The organism is Pseudomonas sp. MRSN 12121 (assembly GCF_000931465.1).
Lineage (GTDB): Bacteria > Pseudomonadota > Gammaproteobacteria > Pseudomonadales > Pseudomonadaceae > Aquipseudomonas.
In genome coordinates this window covers 5,646,992-5,667,504 of record NZ_CP010892.1, presented here as the reverse complement: position 1 = coordinate 5,667,504, position 20,513 = coordinate 5,646,992, and the positions used below count along the sequence as shown (strand labels likewise).

At 63.9% G+C, this 20,513-nt stretch carries 18 protein-coding genes; 6 read left to right on the top strand and 12 right to left on the bottom strand.

The genetic code is table 11. The features are described 5' to 3' along the window. Nucleotides 1-67: 67 nt before the first annotated feature. Nucleotides 68-979: a UDP-3-O-acyl-N-acetylglucosamine deacetylase gene (gene lpxC / locus TO66_RS25690; protein ID WP_009045509.1), complete on the top strand. Its 912-nt coding sequence runs from the start codon at nucleotides 68-70 to the stop codon at nucleotides 977-979. Nucleotides 980-1,087: 108 nt separating this feature from the next. On the opposite strand, the gene TO66_RS25685 is transcribed toward lpxC, so the two are convergent. From TO66_RS25685 to TO66_RS25655, 7 genes are all read right to left on the bottom strand, one after another. Beyond that, nucleotides 1,088-2,581, bottom strand: coding sequence for a diguanylate cyclase (locus TO66_RS25685; protein ID WP_044464915.1), 1,494 nt, complete (start codon nucleotides 2,579-2,581; stop codon nucleotides 1,088-1,090). A 148-nt stretch (nucleotides 2,582-2,729) separates the two neighbouring features. Further along, complete coding sequence (locus TO66_RS25680) at nucleotides 2,730-4,010, bottom strand: OprD family porin (protein ID WP_044464914.1); 1,281 nt, start codon at nucleotides 4,008-4,010, stop codon at nucleotides 2,730-2,732. A gap of 229 nt (nucleotides 4,011-4,239) precedes the next feature. Continuing rightward, nucleotides 4,240-4,461 carry a hypothetical protein gene (locus TO66_RS25675; RefSeq protein ID WP_044464913.1) on the bottom strand — a complete coding sequence of 74 codons (222 nt, stop codon included), beginning with the start codon at nucleotides 4,459-4,461 and terminating at the stop codon, nucleotides 4,240-4,242. Nucleotides 4,462-4,752: 291 nt separating this feature from the next. Continuing rightward, on the bottom strand, nucleotides 4,753-6,117 hold the full coding sequence (locus TO66_RS25670; protein ID WP_044464912.1) for a heavy metal sensor histidine kinase: 1,365 nt from the start codon (nucleotides 6,115-6,117) through the stop codon (nucleotides 4,753-4,755). Then, complete coding sequence (locus tag TO66_RS25665) at nucleotides 6,107-6,784, bottom strand: heavy metal response regulator transcription factor (protein WP_044464911.1); 678 nt, start codon at nucleotides 6,782-6,784, stop codon at nucleotides 6,107-6,109. The genes TO66_RS25670 and TO66_RS25665 overlap by 11 nt, the downstream gene beginning before the upstream one ends. Before the next feature lie 9 nt (nucleotides 6,785-6,793). Beyond that, the gene (locus TO66_RS25660) at nucleotides 6,794-9,889 is read right to left on the bottom strand and encodes a multidrug efflux RND transporter permease subunit (RefSeq protein ID WP_044464910.1); all 3,096 of its coding nucleotides are present in this window, start codon (nucleotides 9,887-9,889) and stop codon (nucleotides 6,794-6,796) included. Further along, a complete protein-coding gene (locus TO66_RS25655; protein WP_044464909.1) occupies nucleotides 9,886-11,055 on the bottom strand; it encodes an efflux RND transporter periplasmic adaptor subunit in 1,170 nt (389 codons plus the stop codon). Before TO66_RS25655 ends, TO66_RS25660 begins: the two co-directional genes overlap by 4 nt. Nucleotides 11,056-11,276: 221 nt before the next feature. On the opposite strand from TO66_RS25655, the gene TO66_RS25650 reads away from it, so the two are divergent. Further along, nucleotides 11,277-11,519, top strand: coding sequence for a hypothetical protein (locus tag TO66_RS25650; protein ID WP_044464908.1), 243 nt, complete (start codon nucleotides 11,277-11,279; stop codon nucleotides 11,517-11,519). 42 nt (nucleotides 11,520-11,561) lie between these two features. Here TO66_RS25650 and TO66_RS25645 read toward each other — a convergent pair whose 3' ends face one another. The 5 genes from TO66_RS25645 to norR form a co-directional block, all read right to left on the bottom strand. After that, on the bottom strand, nucleotides 11,562-12,311 hold the full coding sequence (locus TO66_RS25645) for a YkgJ family cysteine cluster protein (RefSeq protein ID WP_044464907.1): 750 nt from the start codon (nucleotides 12,309-12,311) through the stop codon (nucleotides 11,562-11,564). A 92-nt stretch (nucleotides 12,312-12,403) separates the two neighbouring features. Beyond that, nucleotides 12,404-12,739, bottom strand: coding sequence for a hypothetical protein (locus TO66_RS25640; protein ID WP_044464906.1), 336 nt, complete (start codon nucleotides 12,737-12,739; stop codon nucleotides 12,404-12,406). A 263-nt stretch (nucleotides 12,740-13,002) separates the two neighbouring features. Beyond that, a complete protein-coding gene (locus tag TO66_RS25635; RefSeq protein ID WP_044464905.1) occupies nucleotides 13,003-13,500 on the bottom strand; it encodes an N-acetyltransferase in 498 nt (165 codons plus the stop codon). A gap of 3 nt (nucleotides 13,501-13,503) precedes the next feature. After that, nucleotides 13,504-14,406, bottom strand: coding sequence for a chemotaxis protein CheV (locus TO66_RS25630; protein ID WP_044464904.1), 903 nt, complete (start codon nucleotides 14,404-14,406; stop codon nucleotides 13,504-13,506). Between the two features lie 229 nt (nucleotides 14,407-14,635). After that, on the bottom strand, nucleotides 14,636-16,186 hold the full coding sequence (gene norR / locus TO66_RS25625) for a nitric oxide reductase transcriptional regulator NorR (RefSeq protein WP_044464903.1): 1,551 nt from the start codon (nucleotides 16,184-16,186) through the stop codon (nucleotides 14,636-14,638). Between the two features lie 155 nt (nucleotides 16,187-16,341). Here norR and hmpA point away from each other — a divergent pair, with 155 nt between their 5' ends. From hmpA to cyoA, 4 genes are all read left to right on the top strand, one after another. Then, nucleotides 16,342-17,523 carry an NO-inducible flavohemoprotein gene (gene hmpA, locus TO66_RS25620; protein WP_044464902.1) on the top strand — a complete coding sequence of 394 codons (1,182 nt, stop codon included), beginning with the start codon at nucleotides 16,342-16,344 and terminating at the stop codon, nucleotides 17,521-17,523. A 183-nt stretch (nucleotides 17,524-17,706) separates the two neighbouring features. Further along, nucleotides 17,707-18,246, top strand: coding sequence for an ester cyclase (locus TO66_RS25615; protein ID WP_044464901.1), 540 nt, complete (start codon nucleotides 17,707-17,709; stop codon nucleotides 18,244-18,246). 25 nt (nucleotides 18,247-18,271) lie between these two features. Then, entirely contained in the window at nucleotides 18,272-18,781 is a 510-nt protein-coding gene (locus TO66_RS25610; protein WP_044464900.1) for a disulfide bond formation protein B, read from the top strand. Between the two features lie 796 nt (nucleotides 18,782-19,577). Continuing rightward, complete coding sequence (cyoA, locus tag TO66_RS25605) at nucleotides 19,578-20,513, top strand: ubiquinol oxidase subunit II (RefSeq protein WP_044464899.1); 936 nt, start codon at nucleotides 19,578-19,580, stop codon at nucleotides 20,511-20,513.

Sequence of the window (20,513 nt, the reverse complement as noted above, 5' to 3'; positions counted from 1 at the left end):
CTGGTCTGCTATTATCGCCAGCCTTTGTTGATACCAGTTCGCAATTTGCGCTGAAGCGGCCCAAGCCATGATTAAACAACGCACCCTGAAGAATATTATCCGTGCCACAGGTGTAGGCCTGCATTCTGGGGAGAAGGTTTACCTGACCCTCAAGCCTGCGCCTGTCGACACCGGCATTGTGTTTTGTCGTGCCGACCTGGACCCTGTGGTGCAGATACCTGCTCGCGCGGAAAACGTTGGTGAAACCACTATGTCGACCACCCTGGTCAACGGTGACACCAAAGTGGACACGGTGGAGCACTTGCTCTCGGCCATGGCTGGCCTGGGCATCGATAACGCCTACGTCGAGCTCTCCGCGTCCGAAGTCCCGATCATGGATGGCAGCGCTGGACCCTTCGTATTCCTGATTCAATCTGCCGGCCTGGAAGAACAGGACGCAGCCAAGAAGTTCATCCGTATCCTGCGTGAGGTGACGGTGGAAGACGGCGACAAGCGCGCCACTTTCGTGCCTTTCGACGGTTTTAAAGTGAGCTTTGAGATCGATTTCGATCACCCGGTTTTCCGTGACCGCACCCAGAGTGCAAGCGTGGACTTTTCCAGCACTTCGTTCGTAAAAGAAGTCAGCCGCGCCCGTACCTTTGGTTTCATGAGTGACATCGAGTACCTGCGCAAGCACAACCTCGCACTCGGCGGCAGCGTGGAAAACGCCATCGTGGTCGACGCGGATGGTGTACTGAACGAAGACGGCCTTCGCTATGAAGACGAATTCGTGAAGCACAAGATCCTCGATGCAATTGGTGACCTCTACCTGCTGGGCAACAGCCTGATAGGCGAGTTCAAAGGCTTCAAGTCGGGCCATGCACTGAACAACCAGCTTCTGCGCAAGCTCATTGAGCAGAAAGACGCTTGGGAAGTCGTGACCTTCGAAGATGCCAGCACCGCACCGATCTCTTACATGCGTCCGGTTGCGGCCGTGTAAGTAACACTCTCTTTCTTTAGTTTTTAAAGGCTGCCTTCGGGTGGCCTTTTTTTATGCCGGTGGATTCATGCGCGGCTGATGAGGCTTGCCCGCGATGAAGCACCCGCCTCAATCCTGCGCGACCACCCGATTCCGCCCTTCGGCCTTGGCCCGGTACAGCGCTTTGTCGGCTGCCGAGCACAAGGCTTCCAGGCTGGATTTTTGTGAGCTCGACCAGGTGCTGAGGCCGATGCTGATGGTGATCGGCGAGGCTCCGTCCCGGATGGGAGGCAGGGCCTCGACGGCCTGGCGGATATGTTCGGCGATCTGCCGGGCGCCTTCGTGGTCGGTCTCGGGCAGGACCACGGCGAACTCCTCGCCGCCATACCGCGCGGCCAGGTCGCCGGGGCGGCGAATGTTGCCGCTGATGACCCGGGCAACGAGACGCAGGGCCTTGTCGCCCAGCGGATGGCCATGGCGGTCGTTGAAGGCCTTGAAATGATCGACATCGAGCATCAGCAGCGACAGGGCATTCTGCGTGCGCTGCGCGCGTGCCCATTCGCGGGTGAGGGTCTGGTCCAGGCTGCGGCGGTTATCCAGGCCGGTGAGGGCATCGGTGGCGGCCAGTTGTGCGAGCTCCAGCTCGGCATGCTGGCGGCGACGCAGTTCCCGGCACAGTAAGCAGGTCAGCCACAGCAGGCCCAGGCACAGCGCTCCGGTGGCGCCCCCGACCGCCAGCGCGGTGCGTTGCCAGGAGGCGAAGACCTCCTGGCTGGAGAGCGCGACGATCACGATCAGCGGCAGGTTGCCGACCTGGGAGAAGGTGTACAGGCGCGGTTGCTGGGTGCTGGACAGGCCTTTGAAGCTGCCGTTGCCTTCGCGCAGGATGCGGATGAAGTTGGGCCGCTGGCTGAAGTCCTGGCCGATCAGGTTGTCGGCCCGCGGTGGTTCCTGGGCCAGCAGGATACCGTCACTGCTGATCAGGTTGACCGAGCTGTCGCGGCCGACATTCAGGCTCTTGAACAGCTGGCTGAAGTAATCCAGGCGCATCGCCGCCTCGGCCACGCCAAGGAACTCTCCGTGCTCGCCGGAGACCCGTCGGCTGAAGCTGATGCGCCAGTCCAGCTCGGGAGGGCGGGCGCGGAAGGGGCGGCTGATCAGCATGCCCGGATCGGGGTTGTGCACATGGGACTGGAAGTACTCCCGATCGGCGAAGTTGCCCTGGCGCGGCTCGACCGAAGCGGAGTCGGCGAGCACATCGCCATGGGCATCGAGCAGCAGGATATTGCCCTTGTAAGGGGCCGCGGTGGCCCGATCGAACAGGGCCATATGGCGGATGGTCGGCGAGACCTGTTTCAGGTCCTCGCGTTGCGAAGCGCTGATCAGGCCGCGCAGGGAAACGTCGTACAGCTCGACATTACGCAGCACGTCGGCGTCGATCAGTTGCACGATGTTGGACGCCGCGCGAGTGGCGGCCATTTCGACGCTGCCGCGTTCGCGAATCAGCAAGAAAGTCACGATGCTCAGGATGGAGATGACCATCAGCGAGCTACCAAGAATCAGCATCCTTTCCGACCGTGTCAAAGTGGTCGTGTTGCGGGGTGTCGCACTACTCACACTCATGGTTCTGACTTCTGCGATGTATACGTTGTAAGGGTGTTCCGGTAAGGCGAGCAGAGTTGCAGAGACCGATTGCGCCTGCGGGCGCATGTATAAATCCCGGACAAGAAAAAGGCCAGCAAAATGATGCTGGCCTTTTGCTGATTCGAGCTTAGAACAGATTGAGCGGGTAATCGACGATCACCCGGTATTCGTCGGTGTCGTTGTCCAGCGCGCCATAACCGTTACCGCCACGGTTGGTCGCCCATTGCAGGCGGACCGACAGATCCTTGGCCTTGCCGCCCTGGACCACATACTTGAGGTCCACGTCGCGCTCCCAATGCTTGGCATGCTCGCCATCGGCGCTGTACCACTGGGCATAGCCGGGGCTCTGCGGGTCGACCTTGGTCAGGTCCAGTTCGCCGCGCGAATAGGAGAGCGCCGAGGTCAGGCCCGGCAGGCCGAGGCCGGCGAAGTCGTAGGCGTACTTGAGCTTCCACGAGCGTTCGTTGGGGCCGTTGAAATCCGAATACTGCTGGGAGTTGTCCAGGTAGATGCTGTCGCCCTGCTGGATGTAGTCGAAGGGCGTATTGCCATTTACCCGCTGGTAGGCGGCAGTGAGGCTGTGGTGCCCGACGCCGACGGTGAAGTGCAGGCTGTAGGTGTTGTTGTCGATGTCGCCCAGCAGGGCGTCGCCGGTGTCCTGGGTGTGATAGAAGTGCAGCCCCGGATTCAGGCTGACCAGTTCGTTGACCGCGTAGGTGTAGTCCAGGTCGTAGTAATACTGGTTCCAGATGTCCTTGAGCTCGGCTGCGTACAGGCTGCTGGTCAACCCGCTGGCGCCGCTCCAGGCCACGCCGGCCCAGTTCAGGTGTCGGCTGTCGACGCTGTTCGCCGGATTGCTGTAGGCGCTGCCGATACGCTGGCGGCCGCTCTGGTTGTAGAGCTTGGTGAAGCTGGCCTGGCCGCCTTCGAGCTGCCAGCCGTCGAAGCTGTGGTTGGTCAGGCTGACGCCGCGGAAGGTCTGCGGCAGCATGCGCGACTGGCCGCCGGCGATCACCGGGTTGTTGAGGAACAGGTCGCCGGCCTTGAGCTCGGTGTCGAAGGCGCGAACCTTCAATGTTGCACCGGCGGTGGAGAACGCCGTCGGCGCTTTGCCGTTGCCGTCGCTGATCGGCAGGATGCTCGAGCTATCGGTGCCGCCACCGCCATCGAGCTTCAGCCCGAGCATGGCGTTGGCGTCGATGCCGAAACCGACCGTGCCCTGGGTGTAGCCGGACTCGAAGATGCCCAGGAAGCCCTGGCCCCATTCAATGTTGTCGTCGTTCTGCTGGTGACGGTTGCGATTCATGTAGTAGTTGCGGGCGTTGAGCTTGAGGCTGGCGCCTTCGACGAAACCTTCAGGGCGGGCCTCGTCGGCGGCCTGCACGCAGGGGGCGATAGTTGCAGCCATTGCAATGAACAATGGGCTGAGTGTTGATGTGACCTCCACCGGTATAGCGCTCCTTGGATAAATGACGATCGTTGTTATTGTCGAATCGGGTGTTTCTTGTTCTGGATGAAACGAATGGAAAGTCCGGCGCTACATGCAAAAAAAAGCCGCTGTTGTCAGCGGCTTTAAGACAACTTACTCCAGGGTTAGAGCAGAGAAGTTGTCGAGGGAAACGAGTCGGTCATGAATATCAACTGTCTTTGCGAACTTCCGGCTGGCGTTGTTCCGCGGTGATTTCCTGCGGCTCACTGCCCTGTTGCTTGGCAACCAGCGCTTCCCGGGCTTCCTGGAATGCAGCGGCGCGCGCGGCGTTATGCGCGGCGAAAGTCTGCGATTCTTCGGCCATGGCCATAGGGGCCAAGAACAGGGAGGACAAAACAAACGCGCTGGCAATACCCATACTGTTGGACATTTCTGAAGACCTTCTTGCAGAGCAAGTTCAAATTAGGTGCGACAAAAATATAACTTCAACGCCGTTGGAAAAAGCGCCGAACAGGATAAGGACTGTTACCACAAAAGCAATAGTTATTGCCTCTTTCGTAGGAGCCGGCTTGCCGGCGATGCAGTCGATGCGGTGTGCCTGGTGCACCGCTATCGCGGGCAAGCCTCGCTCCTACAGGTCTGCGGCGATCCATTTTTTGTAGGAGCCAGGCTTGCCGGCGATGCAGGCGATGCGGTGTGCCTGATGCACCGCTATCGCCACTCAGGCCGGCAGGTAGAGGCCGAAGGTGTTGATGCCTTTATCGCTGCGTACGAATACGTCGCCGCCGTGCATCAGGGCGATGGCCTTGACGATCGCCAGCCCCAGGCCGTGGTTGGCGCCGCTGTTGCTGCGGGAGGCATCGACCCGGTAGAAGCGCTCGAACAGCCGGGGCAGGTGTTCGCTGGAAATGGCCTGGCCCGGGTTGCTGACGGCGATCGCCACCTGGCCTTCCCGGGCATCGATTTCTACCCGGATCACCTGGCCGGGCCGGGTGTGTTGCACGGCATTGCTCAGCAGGTTGATCAGCGCCCGGCGCAGGTGGGCGATCTCGATCCGCACCAGGGCATCGCCACTGACCTCGACCTTGACCTGGGCGTCCTCGAGGATGAAATCCAGGTAGTCCAGGGTGGTCGCCACTTCACCGGCCAGGGAGGTGCTGGTGAGCTTGGTGGCCTTGCTGCCCTGGTCGGCGCTGGCCAGGAACAGCATGTCGTTGATGATCGAACGCAGCCGTTCCAGCTCCTCGAGATTGGATTGCAGCACCTCGAAATAATGCTCGGCGGAACGCCCGCGGGTCAGCGCCACCTGGGTCTGGCCGATCAGGTTGGTCAGTGGCGAACGCAACTCGTGGGCGACATCGGCATTGAACGACTCCAGGCGCGAATAGGCTTGTTCCACCCGCTCCAGGGTCGAGTTGAACGAATTGGCGAACTGCGTCAGCTCCGGCGGCAGCGACGACAGTTGCAGGCGCCCGGACAGCCTTGGCGGAGCCAGGCGCTGGGCCTCCTCGGATAACCTGATCAAGGGCTTGAGGCCGATGCGCGCCACCCAGTACCCCAGCGCCGAGGCCAGCAGCACGCCGACGATGGCCAGGCTGATAAGGGCGATCAGCAACTGGTGCTGGGTCTCGTAGACCGCTTCGGTGTCGATGGCGATCAGAAAGCGCAGCGGCGGTCGCTGCTCCTTGGCCGGCAGCTGGCTGACCAGCACTTTCAGCGGATGGCGATACTCGGGCAGGGTCAGGTCACGCATGCCCACCGGGCCCTGGGCGAAACGCCGGAGCCGCTGATCGGGGTCACCGTATTCGTAGGCGGGGTCGCTGCTGACCACCCAGAAGCGGATGCGTTTGTCCTCTTCGCTGAGCAGCTTGAGCTTGTTGTGGATCTTGGCCCAGTGCTCCGGGTTGCCGAAGCGGGTCAGGGCCGACTCCAGCACGCTGTAGCGCGCGTCCAGCTCGGCCTCGGGCAGCAGGCCCAGGCCCTTGTCCACCTGTTGGTAGAGCGCGCCGCCGATCAGCAGGAACACCAGCAGCGCGACCAGGGTGAACAGCCCGCTCAGGCGCAGGGCGATCGAGTTACGAGACACTGCGGTTCTCCAGCACATACCCCATGCCGCGGATGGTGTGCAGCAGCTTCTGTTCGAAGGGCCCGTCGAGCTTGGCCCGCAGGCGCTTGATCGCCACCTCGACGACATTGGCGTCGCTGTCGAAATTGATGTCCCAGACCATTTCCGCGATCGCGGTCTTCGACAGGATCTCGCCCTGGCGCCGGGCGAGCACGCTGAGCAGCGAGAACTCCTTGGCGGTCAGGTCCAGGCGCGTGCCGGCCCGGCTGGCCTTGCGGCTGATGAGGTCGATCCACAGGTCGGCGATGCTGATCTGCACCGGCTCGTGGCCGCCGCTGCGGCGGGTCAGGGCCTGCAGGCGCGCCACCAGTTCGAGGAAGGAAAAGGGTTTGCCCAGGTAATCGTCGGCACCGTCGCGCAGGCCCTTGATGCGGTCTTCGACGCGCTCGCGGGCGGTGAGCATGATCACCGGCGTCTGCTTGCGCGCGCGCAGGGCCCGCAGCACGCCGAAACCGTCGATGCCCGGCAGCATCACGTCGAGCACGATCACCGCGTAGTCGCCTTCCAGCGCCAGGTGCAGGCCCTCCACGCCATCGCGCGCGAGGTCCACGGTATAGCCTTGTTCAGTCAGGCCGCGGTGCAGGTAGTCCGCGGTTTTTTCTTCATCTTCGATAATCAGAACGCGCATGACCCCGCCTCAGGATGTAGTCGCCAGCGCCGGCGCTGGTATGGGCCGATGGAATAGCCGCTCGAGCCACAAGTATATGACCGGAGTGGTGAACAGCGTCAGCGCCTGGCTCACCAGCAGGCCGCCGACCACGGCGATCCCCAGGGGCTGGCGCAGCTCGGCGCCGGCGCCATAGCCGAGCATCAGCGGCAGGGCGCCGAGCAGGGCGGCGAGGGTGGTCATGATGATTGGCCGGAACCGCGTGATGCAGGCCTGGTAGATCGCCTCCTGCGGCGACAGCCCGCCCTCGCGCTGGGCCTCGAGGGCGAAGTCGATCATCAGGATGCCGTTCTTCTTGACGATGCCGATCAGCAGCACCAGGCCGATCAGCGCCATGATCGAGAAGTCCTGGCCGAGCAGCCAGAGCATGATCAGCGCGCCGAGGCCGGCCGAGGGCAGGGTCGAGATGATGGTCAACGGATGCACGAAACTCTCGTAGAGCACGCCGAGGATGATGTACACCGCCACCAGCGCCGCGAGGATCAGCCATGGCTGGCTGGCCAGGGAGCTCTGGAAGGCCTGGGCCGCGCCCTGGAAGTTGCCGGCGATGGAGGCGGGCATGCCGATCTCGTTCTTCGCCTGGTCGAGCATGATCACCGCATCGCCCAGGGCCACGCCGGGGGCCAGGTTGAACGACAGGTTGGCGGCCGGGAACATGCCGTCGTGGGCGATGGACAGCGGGCCGACGGTGGGCGGATCGACCTTGGCCAGCGCCGACAGCGGCACCATCTCGCCGCTCAGGGGCGAGCGCAGATAGAAGTAGTTGAGGCTCTCGGCCTTGCCACGCTGCTTGGCGTCCAGTTCGAGAATCACGTTGTACTGGTTGGTCTCGGTCTGGAATTCGTTGACCTGGCGCTGGCCGAAGGCGTCGTAGAGGGCTTCGTCGACGTCGGTGGCGGTCAGGCCGAAACGCGCCGCGGCGCTGCGGTCGATGCTGATGTGGGTGATGCTGCCGCCCAGTTGCAGGTCGTTGGACAGGTCGCGAAAGGCCGGGTTGGCCCGCAGTTTTTCCGTCAGGCGCTGGGTCCAGGTGGTGAGGGTCGGCCCGTCGTTGCTCTTGAGCACGTACTGGTACTGGCTGCGGCTTGGCCCGGAGCTGAGGTTGATGTCCTGGCCGGCCCGCAGGTACAGGACGATGCCCGGCACCTTGGCCAGTTGCGGGCGGATGCGGTCGATGAACTGGCTGGCGGAGACGTCGCGCTGGCCGCGGTCCTTGAGGGCGATCCAGAAGCGGCCGTTGGCGATGGTCTGGTTGTTGCCGGTGACGCCCACCGAATGCGAGAAGGTCTCCACCGCCGGGTCGGCGCCGAGGATCCGCGACAGGGCCAGGTGTTTTTCCACCATGTCCGGGTAGGAAATGTCGGCCGCCGCTTCGCTGGTGCCCAGCACGAAGCCGGTGTCCTGCACCGGGAAGAAACCCTTGGGGATGAACACATAGCCGGCGACGGCCAGGCCCAGGGTCAGGCCGAACAGGCCGAGCATCAGGCGCTGGTGGGCCAGTGCCCGGCGCAGCCCGCGTTCGTAGACGGCCAGCAGGCGTTCGCCAAAGCCCGGGCGATCATGCGGATGATGAATCGGCGCGCGCATGAACAGCGCCGCCAGGGTGGGCGCCAGGGTCAGCGATACCGCGACCGAAATCAGGATGGTCGAGGTGGCAGTCAGGGCGAACTCCTTGAACAGCCGGCCGACCACGCCCCCCATGAACAGCAGGGGAATGAACGCGGCGATCAGCGAGAAACTGATGGAGACCACGGTGAAGCCGATTTCCCCGGCGCCCTTGATCGCCGCCTCGCGCATGCCGTCGCCGGCCTCCAGGTGGCGATGGATGTTCTCCACCACCACGATCGCGTCGTCGACCACGAAGCCCACCGAGATCACGATCGCTACCAGGGTCAGGTTGTTCAGGCTGAAGCCCATCACGTACATCAGGGCGAAGCTGGCCACCAGCGACACCCCGAGCACGCTGGATACGATCAGCGTCGCCGACAGCTGGCGCAGGAACAGCGCCATCACCGCCACCACCAGCAGCACCGCGATCAGCAGGGTGAGTTCCACTTCGTGCAGGGAGGCGCGGATGGTCGTGGTGCGGTCCGAGAGCACGGTCACGTCCACCGAGGCCGGCAGCATGGCTTGCAGCCGCGGCAGCTCGCCCTGGATGCGGTCCACGGTGTCGACGATGTTGGCCCCCGGCTGGCGGAAGATCACCAGGTTGAGCCCCGGCTGGTCGTTGGACCAGGCCTGCACATAGGCGTTTTCCGGACCGCTGATGACCCGCGCGACGTCCTTGAGCTGCACCGGCGCGCCGTTCTTGTAGGAGACGATCAACTGGGCGTAATCGTCGGGATGGAACAGCTGGTCGTTGGTCGACAGGGTCGAGATGCTCGACTCACCGTACAGCGCGCCCTTGGCCAGGTTGAGGCTGGCCTGTTGCAGGGCGACGCGGATGTCGGCCAGGGTCAGGCCGATGGCCGCCAGCCGGTCGGGCGAGGCCTGGACGCGGATCGCCGGGCGCTGCTGGCCGGTGATGTTGATCAGGCCGACGCCGTTGATCTGGCTGATCTGCCGCGCCAGCAAGGTTTCCACGTAGTCGCTGAGCTCGGTGCCGGGCATCTGTGTGGAACTGATGCTGAGGATCAGCACCGGGCTGTCCGCCGGGTTGACCTTGCGCCAGGTGGGCAGGCTCGGCATGTCGTTGGGCAGCTTGCCCGAGGCGGTGTTGATCGCCGCCTGCACTTCCTGGGCGGCGGTATCGATGCTCTTGTCGAGGGTGAATTGCAGGGTCAGCAGGGTCGAGCCCAGGGCACTGCTGGAGGTCATCTGGGTCATGCCGGGGATGGCGCTGAATTGCACCTCCAGCGGCGTGGCCACGGACGAGGCCATGGTTTCCGGGCTGGCGCCGGGCAGTTGCGCGCTGACCTGGATGGTCGGGAACTCCGCTTCGGGCAACGGCGCCACCGGCAGCCTGGGAAAGGCGATGGCGCCCAGCAGTACCAGGGCGAACGTCAGCAGCAGGGTGGCGACCGGATGGTCGACGCACCAGGCCGAAATCGAGCCGCGGCCCTTCATGGCTGCGGCCCCGTATTCGCCGCCTGGATCTGCTGCGGCGGTTCGCTGAGCACTTCGATACGCGCGCCGGCCTTGAGCCGCGACTGACCGTCGCTGACCAGCCGGTCGCCGGCCTGCACGCCCTGGATGATGTTCTGGCCGCTGTCCTGGTAGACCATCTGCACCGGGACGATTTCCACCTGGTCGTCCTTGACCCGATACACGAAGTGTTTATCCAGGCCGCGTTGCACCACGCCGGGCGGGACTACCAGGGCGCCTTTGTCCACGGCGGTGCGGATCTTGATGGTCACCAGCTGGCCGGGCCAGAGTTTTTGCCCGGGGTTGTCGAACTCGGCCTTGGCGCGGATGGTCCCGGTATTGGTATCGATCTGGTTGTCGATCAGGCTCAGGTGGCCTTCGCCCAGGCGGTCGCCGGTCACGCTATCGGTATCGGCGCCGAGGTAGGCCTCCACCGAGGCCGGGGGGGAGGTTGCCAGCAGCCCCTGCAGGCTTGGCAGCATCTGCTGCGGCAAGGAAAACTCCACCGCGATCGGATCGATCTGGGTCACCGAGAACAGGCCCTGGGTATCGCTGGTGCGCAGGAAATTGCCTTCGTCCACGGTACGGATGCCGACACGGCCGGACACCGGCGAACGAATCTGCGTGTAGGACAGTTGCACCTGCGCCGCATCGATGGCCGCCTGGTTGCCCTGGGTGCTGGCCTTGAGCTGGTTGACCAGTGCCTGCTGCTGGTCGTAGGTCTGCCTGGAGACGCCGTCGTCCACCGACAGCAGCTTGTAGCGTTGCAGGTTGACCTGGGCCACTTGCAACTGCGCCTGGTTCTGCGCCAGTTGCGCTCGGGCCTGGTCGAGGCTGGCGCGGATCGAGCGGTCGTCGAGGGTGGCCAGCAGGTCGCCGGTCTTCACCAGCTGGCCTTCCTTGACCAGCAACCGGGTCAGGATGCCGTCCACCTGCGGGCGGATCACCACGCTGTGCAGCGACAGCACCGAACCTATGCCGGTCACGTGCCGTGGCACATCCTGCTGGGCCACGCTGACCACTCGCACCGGCACCGCGGTGGGTGCGGCGAGCTTGGCGCCGGGGGGCTTGAGCTGGAGCCACAGGCCCCCGGCAACGATAACGGCGAGCACGCCTGCGAGCACAACGACGGTTTTTCGATTACGCATGGACGCCAGCGCCGGGGGGGCAAGGGGAACGGGAAAACGGCCAGTATCAATGGCCCCGTTATAGCCGGCCAACCGGGTCAGCAACGTGACGCCTGCCTGACAGCGCTGTCAGCAAAGGCCGAACCGGGGCGTCGGGCGGCAGGTTAAAGATCGGCGCTGCGCAGGTATACTGCCGGCCCTCGCGGCCCGGTTCATCGGGTCGTTCCGCACCCGGAGCCACCATGACCTCTCCTGATCAATCGCCTGTGCCCGACGCTCCTGGCGCCGAGCAGGCTGCCGACGCCAGCGCGCCTGGCAACGGCAAGCCGGCGATCGCGCCGTTCAAGTTTCCATTCAAACCGTCCGAATTCGCCCAAGCCAGGAATAACCAATTGCCCTGGTACAAGAATGGCGTCGCCGACGGTCACGCCAAGACCCCGGGCGCGGCGCCGCCCGGCACCCGCCGCTCGATGGGCAAGCGCTGATCCGGGCGCTTTTTCAGCTGCCGCCTGCGTGTCGGCAGCAGGTCAGGCGGCGCGCAGGGAAATGAAGGCGTAGGTGAGCGGTGCCTCGGTCACGACCTGGGCGCCGGCGTCCTGCACCTGGGCGGCGACGTCCGTCCCTGAGACATGGAACTGCCATTCGCCGGGCGCTGCCGTCGTCGCTTGCGCCTGGACCTGCTCGATGGCTTCGGCCAGGGCGGCCATGTCCGGCAGGTAGGCGGTAAAACCATCGCCCTTGAGTGCAGTGGTGTGAATCCCCAGCCGTTGGCAGATGGCTTGTTTACTGTGGATATCGTCGCGGTCGGCCTGGCGCGAGCGCTGGATCAGTTCGGCCAGTTCCTGGTCCGCCAGTTGGCCGCCAACGATCAGCGCCGGGCCTTGTTCCCAGGATTCGGGCGGGCACTCCTTGAGCGCCGGGTTGAGCGGGATGTGCGGGTTGATCTCCATCGGGTAGATGCGGCAGACCAGCGGCCGGCGTTCATAGATCCGGCAGAGGTTGTCTTCGTCAAGATTCCGGCAGGGGCCGACGTTGTAGGCGGCGAAGGTGATCGCCACATGGGCCTGGGCCTTGCCGCTGGGCACCAGGCAGGAGCGTCGTTCGGCGTGTTCACGCTGCCCGGCCGGCAGCCCCAGGCCGTTGCCCAGGAAGCCCTCCACCAGCACGATCACTTGCCCGCCATCCCGCGCCCACTGGCGTGCTTCGCCGAGTGTCAGGGGAACGTGGTGGTCGTTGCAGCACTTGCCGCAGCCTATGCAGGAAAAACGAGTATTCATTGAGCACGCAGCCATCGTCGAGAGGCGGGAGCGGCGACGGAAAGTCTTGCGCTACCGGGTTGAGGGCATTCTCGAAGCAAGTTGTGCGCCAGTCATTGAGCCTGGGCGCCGAGGGCGGGACGGATCGAATCCCACTCGGTGACATGGGCGCTCTTGCGCTGTTTGTCGTACAGGCACAGTTCGACGCCGGTCTGGCCCTTCATGTGTTTTTGCGGATATTGGCCCTGGAGCAGCAGGGCGCTGTAGCCGACCCGATCGTCGAACTGCGCGGCCTGGCCGATGGCCTTGGTGTTCTTCAGCTGGCTGGCCTTGAGGCAGCTGGCCAGGACCTGCTTGTCGAATGCGGCCCAGGCATCGGGGCTGGAGGCTTGGGCCGGGTTGGCGAGGAGCGCGGTCAACAAGGCGAGGCTCAGGGACAGGGTTTTCATGGCAGGTGTTCCTCCATTCACGGTCGTGCCCGGGAGTATGCCTGAGGCACACACGATGAAAGTCCGCCGCTGGCTTTGCGGTGGGGCAGGTGGAATTACGCCTGCTTCGCAGGCGATCGCAGCCTCGCTCACGCTCGGCAGCGGCTACTGGAATCGGGTGGTGCCTCAAGCTGGCGTGCAACACAAAACGTGTAGCCGCTGCCGAGCGCCAGCGAGGCTGCGATCGGCAACGCAGTTGCCGCCAAACCTGACTCCGCGGTGGGTCAGGTGGAATGCGTCGCTTGGGGAACCTGCTCGCGACGGATGACCTGCATGCCCACGCTTTCGTAGAGCCCGCGGGCGCGCTGGTTGTCTTCCAGCACCCGCAGGTCGACAAAGGCCTCGCGGCGCTGGCGAAAGATCTCGAAGGCCTGCAGCAGCAGCGCCCGGCCCAGGCCCTGACCACGGGCCCGCGGGTGCACCACCAGATCCTTGATATAGGCGCTGGTCCAGGCCTGGACCACGCCGACGACGCCCTCGGCATCCCGGGCCACCAGGCACAGTTGCGGGTCGTATTCGGCGTCGCTTTCGAAATGCTGGCGCCAGCTGTCCAGCGCCGGCACCCGGCCCCCGCCGTCCTGGTAGCCGAGGTGCATCAGGCCATGCACGGCTTCGGCCAGCTCCGGTCGATAGCGTTCGAGGGTGAAAGCCTCGGGCCAGGCCCCGGACGGCAAATCCCCGGTCAGGTCGCGTCGCATCAGCAGGCAGTAATCGCTGGCCACGGTTCAGGCCCCCTGGCCGGCGACGTGCCGGGCCGCTTCGATCAGGCAGCGGGTCAGGTCCGGCGAGGAGAACTTGGTCAGTACCGCGTTGGCCCCGGCCAGGCGCGCCTTCTCCGCGTTCATCGCGCTGTCCAGCGAGGTGTGCAGCAGCACGTACAGGTGGGCGAAGTCCGGGGTCTCGCGCAGGGTGCGGGTCAGGGCGTAACCGTCCATTTCCGACATTTCGATATCCGAGACGATCAGGTTGATCTCCTGGGCCGTGCCTTGCAGGTCCAGCAGGCAGTCGATGGCTTCCTTGGCGCTGCGGGCGGTGTGGCACTGCAGGCCGAGGTTGCGCAGGGTGTGCACCGATTGCTGCAGGGCCACCTGGCTGTCGTCCACCACCAGGATCCGTGCGTTGCCCAGCAGTTCGGCGTCTTCCATGCTCAGTTCGGTCGGTGCGGTTTCGATCTGCGCCGGCGCGATGCCGTGGATGACCTTCTCGATGTCCAGCACCTGCACCAGCGTGCCGTCGACCTGGGTCACCCCGGTGATGTAGGCCTTGACCCCGCCGGAGCCGTAGGGCGGCGGACGGATGTCGGTGGTCAGGCAATGCACGATCTTGCTCACCGCCTGCACGTGCAGGCCCTGCTTGGAGCGGCTGACGTCGGTGACGATCAGGCAGCCGCCGTCCGGGTCTTCCAGCGGCCGTTCGCCGATGGCCCGGCTGAGGTCGATGACCGACAGCGAATTGCCGCGCAAGGTGGCGATGCCTTTTACATGCGGGTGCGATTCCGGCAGCCGGGTCAGCGGCGGGCAGGGGATGATTTCACTGACTTTGAGCAGGTTGATCGCCATCAGCTTGCCGCTGCGCAAGGTGAACAGCAGAAGCGAAAGAGAGTCTGCGCGGGCTTTGTTGGAGGACATAAAAACCTTCTGTGGAAAAAGGTGGTTCGCGCAACGAGGTCGCGAACAGCTAGCGATAACGGGTTATCGACGCATAGGGGGCTGGCTTTAGGCGCATTGTCGGTTTCCGGGTCAATGCATCCAGTATGGCGGCAACTGTAGGAGCGAGCTTGCTCGCGATAGGCCGCAGGCCGTTTGTGAGCTCACTGGCGCCTCGCGAGCAAGCTCGCTCCTACAAGGTTCGCGCTGTTTATTTTAGTCCCAGGCGCTTGGCCAGGCGCCCCAGGTTGGCCCGGTCCAGGCCCAGTTCGCGGGCGGCGCCGGCCCAGTTGTGCTGGTGGCGTTCCAGGCAGGCGTCGATCAACTGGCGCTGGAAGTTTTCGGTGGCCTGGCGCAGATCGCCAGCGGGGTTGTCGGCCAGGGTGGCCGGGGTTGCCGGCTGGGGCTCGAGGGGAGGCAGGGCGGCCGGCAGGTCCAGGTCGGCGGCGCTCAGGCTGAGAATCCTCGGCCGCTCGCGGTGGTTGCCCAGCGCCTTGAGGGCGCTACGGCCGATCAGGTGCTCCAGTTCGCGAACGTTGCCCGGCCAGGCATACGCCAGCAGCGCCGCCTGGGCATCGCTGGTCAGGCGCAGGCTGCCCAGGCCCATGCGCGAGCGGTTCTGCTCGAGGAAAAAACCGCTGAGCAGCAACACGTCGCGACCGCGATCGCGCAGCGCCGGCACCAGCAGCGGGTACACGCTGAGGCGGTGATAGAAGTCCGCGCGGTAGCGGCCAGCGCGGACTTCTTCGGCCAGGTCGCGGTTGGTGGCGGCAATCAGGCGCACGTCGACCTGATGCTCCTGGTCCGAGCCCAGGCGTTGCAGCTGGCCGCTTTGCAGTACGCGCAGCAGCTTGGCCTGTACGGTCAGCGACAACTCGCCCACTTCATCGAGAAACAGCGTGCCGCCATTGGCCAGCTCGAACTTGCCGCGCCGGTCGCTGGTGGCGCCGGTGAAGGCGCCGCGCACATGGCCGAACAGTTCGCTTTCCACCAGGGTGTCGGGCAGGGCGGCACAGTTGAGGCTGATCAGCGGCCGATGGGCGCGGGGCGAGGCGGCGTGGATGGCCTGGGCCACCAGTTCCTTGCCGACCCCGGTTTCGCCGGTGATCAGCACGGTCAGGTCGCTGCCGCCGACCAGGCCGATCTCTTCCTGCAAGCGCTTGTGGGCCTTGCTCTGGCCGATCATCTCGCGATGCTGGCCGCTGGCCTGGCGATAGACCTCGGCGCGCTGGTGCTCGTCTTCGGCGCGTAGCGCCAGGCGCTCGATGCGCTCGGCGGCGTTGACCGTGGCGGCCGCGAGGCTGGCGAAGGCTTGCAGGGCGTCCAGTTCGATCGGCTCGAAGCGCTGAGGGTCGAGGGCATCGAGGGTCAGCAGCCCCCAGGGGCGTTCGTCGATGAACAGCGGGCAGCCCATGCAGTCGTGGACTTCCAGGTGCTCATGCAGACCCTCCACCAAGCCGTCGTAAGGGTCCGGCAGCTCGCTGTCGCTGGCGAAGCGGGTCGGGCCGCTGTGGCTGAGCAGGGCGGCGAAGCGCGGGTGTTCGCTGACCTTGAAGCGGCGGCCCAGGGTGTCGGTGCTCAGGCCGTCCACCGCCAGCGGTACCAGCCATTCGCCGTCCAGGCGCAGCAGTGCGGCGGCGTCGCAGGGCAGCAGGGCGCGCATGGCTTCGAGCAGGCGGCGGTAGCGCTCGCCTTCGGGCAGTTCGCGGGACAGGTCGGCGACCAGGGGCAGCAAGGCGGTCAGCAGGGATTTTGCGGTCATAATGACTCCGTATGGTCTTAATGACTATAAATGCCGGATGGTCGATATGACCATTTATATTTTAACTTATTGATTTTTATGGTTTTTATTTTTGGCATGAAAACTGACTGGTAAAGGGCAACCTGCAAGAAACCAGAAAGCCCAGGAGTCGTCCCATGCTTAGCGTCGAAGATCGTGCCATCATCAAATCCACCGTCCCGCTGCTCGAAAGCGGTGGCGAAGCCCTGATCACTCACTTCTACCGGATGATGCTCTCCGAGTATCCGCAAGTGCGCCCGCTGTTCAACCAGGCGCACCAGGCCAGCGGCGATCAGCCGCGGGCCCTGGCCAATGGCGTATTGATGTACGCCCGGCATATCGACCAGCTCGACCAGTTGGGCGACCTGGTGGCGAAGATCATCAACAAGCACGTGGCCCTGCAGATCCTGCCGGAGCATTACCCGATCGTCGGCAGCTGCCTGCTGCGCGCCATTTCCGAAGTGCTGGGCGACGAGATTGCCACGCCGGCGGTGATGAGCGCCTGGGGCGCGGCCTATAACCAGCTGGCGGATATCCTGATCGGCGCCGAAGGCGCGATCTACGACCAGAAGGCCCAGGCCCCGGGCGGCTGGCGCGGCGCGCGGGACTTCACCCTGGTCCGTCGCGAGCAGGAGAGCGCGGAAATCACCTCGTTCTATTTCGAGCCTGTGGACAAGGGCCCGATCCTCGCCGCCGAACCCGGCCAGTACATCGGCATGCAGCTGTTCCTCGAGGGCGAGGAAATCCGTCGCAACTACTCGCTGTCGGCCCTGTCCGACGCCGGCCAGTACCGCATCAGCGTCAAGCGCGAAGCCGGTGGCCGCGCCTCCAACTACCTGCACGATGCGCTGCAGGTCGGTGCGCGTATCCAGCTGTTTCCGCCGGCGGGCGAGTTCACCCTGACGGACAGCGACAAGCCGCTGGTGCTGATCAGTGGCGGCGTCGGCATCACCCCGACCCTGCCGATGCTGGAAGCGGCGCTGGCCACCGAGCGCCCGGTGCACTTCATTCATTGCGCGCGCAATGGCCGGGTGCATGCATTCCGCGACTGGGTCGACGGCCTGGCCGAGCGTCATCCGCAGCTCAAGCGCTTCTACTGCTATGCCGAGGACGACGGCGTCAGCCCGGCGGCGGACAAGGTCGGCATGCTGAGCCAGGAGCAACTGGCCCAATGGTTGCCGCAAGAGCGCGACGTGGATGCCTACTTCCTCGGTCCGAAAGCCTTCATGGCGGCGGTCAAGCGCCACCTCAAGGCCCTCGGGGTGCCGGAGCAGCAAAGCCGCTACGAGTTCTTCGGCCCGGCCGCGGCGCTGGAGTGAGACCTGCGCCAGCCTCCGTCCGGAGGCTGGCTTTCCGCTTGCCGCTGACGCTCGGTCGCCCAGCGGCGGCGGTCCCAAAGGATTGCTAAAAATCCTTTAAAGGTTAATCCGTTCTTAACCTGTTTATCGTTAATTCCCCGATGCTGATGATAGGCGTTCATTCGCACTGATCAGGATCATTCCATGCAGTTCCCAGCCATTTCCCGTCTCACCCTGGCCGCTACCTTGCTCGCCAGCCCCCTGGTTTTCGCCGAGCCGGCCTTGCTCCAGGCGCAGACGCTGATCGTCGATCAGAGCCTGCCCAAGGCCCAGCAACAAGCGATGGAGCTGGCCGCGCGCCGTTACGGCAGTTTCTGGAACAGCGGCGACGAGAGCCTGGCCAAGGCGGCGCTGGCGGAGCACTTCGTCGACATGACGCCGCCCGAAGGACGGGTCCAGGGCCCGACCGGGCCCTTGCTGGCCTCGCGCTTCTTTCGCACGGCGGTGCCGGACCTGAGCGCCGAGATCGAGCAGATGATCGTGGCCGGGGACCGGGTGGTGGTGCACCTGCATTTTCGCGGGCATTTCAGCGGGACCTTCAATGCACTCAAAGGTCATGGTCAGCGTGTAGACTTCCGGGCAACCGATATCTATCAGATCGCCGATGGGCGGATCGCCGCCAACTGGCATATCGAAGACAACCTCAGCCTGATGCAGCAACTGCAAGCGTTGCCGCCGGGTTGAACCACACACAGGAAAGGAATTGAGGATGACTGACGACACACTGCGCCTGGGGCGCGAGCGACGCTTTCTGGTGTTGCTGGGGGTGATCTGCCTGGCGTTGATCGGCGGTGCGCTGTACATGCAGGTGGTGTTGGGCGAGGCCCCATGCCCGTTGTGCATCCTGCAGCGCTACGCCTTGCTGCTGATCGCCATTTTCGCCTTCATCGGCGCCGCCATGCGCACCCGTCGCAGCCTCACCGTGCTGGAGGTCCTGGTGGTCCTCAGCGCGCTGTTCGGCGCCGCAGTGGCGGGGCACCACGTCTACACCCAGGCGCATCCCGCCGTCAGTTGCGGCATCGATGTGCTGCAGCCGATCGTCGACAGCCTGCCGCTGGCCACGGTGTTCCCGCTGGGGTTCCAGGTCGACGGTTTCTGCTCCACGCCGTACCCGCCGGTACTGGGCCTGTCCCTGGCGCAATGGGCGCTGGTGGCGTTCGTCCTGACCCTGGTATTGGTGCCGCTGGGCATTGTGCGCAATCGTCGCCAAGCCGCCTGATCGGGTGGAAAAGACCCCGGTCGCCGACGTTCGGTGGCCGGGGTTTTTTTGTGTAGGACAAGGTGCGCAAGGGGGGCTGATATGGGGCAACGGAGGGCGCGGCAAAAGTGCGACATGTTGTCACATGGAGGCTGTCGCAGCGGCATTTGGGTCGGTGGTCATGGAGCGTTTTTTGTAACACTGGTGGCGATGAATGCCTGTCAGTTCGTCTCGCTGCGCAAGGTGCCTCGGGCGCCGGGCGCGGGGTTCTGAATAAACCGGCTCAACCCTCGTATTACAAGGGATAGCGCGGTGACATCGGTTTTTTCCCAAGGGCGAAAGGCGGCTTTTTCGAGCGGGCGGGGAAGGCGTTTTTGGGGCTTTTTAATGCGAATGAATATCGATATGATCGCGAGCCTGGGCAATAACCGTCACTCATTGTTGCGCTAGCCGATAAAAATTATTTCGGGATAAGACATGGTGTATAGAACCCTACCTATCTACAATCGCCCGCACTGAAATTCCGGCGCTGCTCACCCCTGAGCTTACGGTGGCGGTCGAGGAGCGTTGGACGCTCCATGCGACCCCGGGTGTCGGCACCTTCCAAATTTCCGCACCAAATGGAATTGGTCTGTAACAAGGCCTTTGACCACGAATTCGAATAAGAACTCACTGCTAGCCCAGGATTTGTCGATCAGCGCGTAATGCGTCGGGCAGGCCCTTATTCAATCGAAGAAAAAATGCCAACCCTTGGCACGGTGAAGTGTTGGCGATCAAAACCCAACTGCATTGCGCAAGCTGCTTTAGAGGTCGTGAGATGAGTAAAAACAGGTACCCCCGATTACTAGGCTTTTTGCCGCTGCTCAGCATGTTGTTGCTGGGAGGCTGCAAATGGACCTTGCTCGACCCCAAGGGACAGGTCGGTCTGGATGAACGAAACCTGATCATCACCGCTACCCTGCTGATGTTGCTGGTCGTGGTCCCGGTGATCGTGATGACCCTCGCGTTCGCCTGGAAATACCGCGCCTCCAACACCAGCGCTACCTATGCGCCGAAGTGGTCGCACTCCACCAAGATCGAAGTCGCGGTGTGGCTGGTACCGATCCTCATCATCATTGCCCTGGGTTATGTGACCTACAAGTCCACCCACGCGCTGGACCCTTACCGTCCGCTGGAGTCCGAGGCCGCGCCGATCAACATCGAAGTTGTCGCGCTGGACTGGAAGTGGCTGTTCATCTACCCCGACCAGGGCATCGCCACCGTCAACAAGATCGTGTTCCCCGAGCACACCCCGGTCAATTTCAAGATCACCTCCGATGCCGTGATGAACTCGTTCTTCATCCCGGGCCTGGGCGGCCAGATCTACGCGATGGCAGGCATGCAGACCAAGCTGCACCTGATCGCCAACCAGAAAGCTGAAATGGAAGGCATCTCCGCCAACTACAGCGGCGCTGGCTTCACCGGCATGAAATTCAAAGCGATCTCGACGAGCCAGGAAGACTTCAACGCCTGGGTTGCCGAAGTCAAGGCCGCACCTAAACAGCTTGATCAAGCTGAATACGACGCTCTGGCCAAGCCAAGCCAAAACAATCCTGTCGCGCTGTACTCCTCGTTCACGCCGAACCTGTTTCAGAAAATCGTCGACAAGTACGAAGGCATGAAACCAGGCAAGCCGGTCGAGCACGAGAAGAAAGAAGTGGCCGCTGCAGAGATGGACATGAGCTCGCATTCAGCTGCTGGGGCAGAGGAGTAA

Bases quoted from the DNA above. Each gene is read 5' to 3' on its own strand.
- lpxC (WP_009045509.1), top strand. From the start codon at position 68: ATGATTAAACAACGCACCCTGAAGAATATTATCCGTGCCACAGGTGTA.
- TO66_RS25685 (WP_044464915.1), bottom strand. From the start codon at position 2,581: ATGAGTGTGAGTAGTGCGACACCCCGCAACACGACCACTTTGACACGG.
- TO66_RS25680 (WP_044464914.1), bottom strand. From the start codon at position 4,010: ATGGCTGCAACTATCGCCCCCTGCGTGCAGGCCGCCGACGAGGCCCGC.
- TO66_RS25675 (WP_044464913.1), bottom strand. From the start codon at position 4,461: ATGTCCAACAGTATGGGTATTGCCAGCGCGTTTGTTTTGTCCTCCCTG.
- TO66_RS25665 (WP_044464911.1), bottom strand. From the start codon at position 6,784: ATGCGCGTTCTGATTATCGAAGATGAAGAAAAAACCGCGGACTACCTG.
- TO66_RS25660 (WP_044464910.1), bottom strand. From the start codon at position 9,889: ATGAAGGGCCGCGGCTCGATTTCGGCCTGGTGCGTCGACCATCCGGTC.
- TO66_RS25655 (WP_044464909.1), bottom strand. From the start codon at position 11,055: ATGCGTAATCGAAAAACCGTCGTTGTGCTCGCAGGCGTGCTCGCCGTT.
- TO66_RS25650 (WP_044464908.1), top strand. From the start codon at position 11,277: ATGACCTCTCCTGATCAATCGCCTGTGCCCGACGCTCCTGGCGCCGAG.
- TO66_RS25645 (WP_044464907.1), bottom strand. From the start codon at position 12,311: ATGAATACTCGTTTTTCCTGCATAGGCTGCGGCAAGTGCTGCAACGAC.
- TO66_RS25640 (WP_044464906.1), bottom strand. From the start codon at position 12,739: ATGAAAACCCTGTCCCTGAGCCTCGCCTTGTTGACCGCGCTCCTCGCC.
- TO66_RS25630 (WP_044464904.1), bottom strand. From the start codon at position 14,406: ATGTCCTCCAACAAAGCCCGCGCAGACTCTCTTTCGCTTCTGCTGTTC.
- norR (WP_044464903.1), bottom strand. From the start codon at position 16,186: ATGACCGCAAAATCCCTGCTGACCGCCTTGCTGCCCCTGGTCGCCGAC.
- hmpA (WP_044464902.1), top strand. From the start codon at position 16,342: ATGCTTAGCGTCGAAGATCGTGCCATCATCAAATCCACCGTCCCGCTG.
- TO66_RS25615 (WP_044464901.1), top strand. From the start codon at position 17,707: ATGCAGTTCCCAGCCATTTCCCGTCTCACCCTGGCCGCTACCTTGCTC.
- TO66_RS25610 (WP_044464900.1), top strand. From the start codon at position 18,272: ATGACTGACGACACACTGCGCCTGGGGCGCGAGCGACGCTTTCTGGTG.
- cyoA (WP_044464899.1), top strand. From the start codon at position 19,578: ATGAGTAAAAACAGGTACCCCCGATTACTAGGCTTTTTGCCGCTGCTC.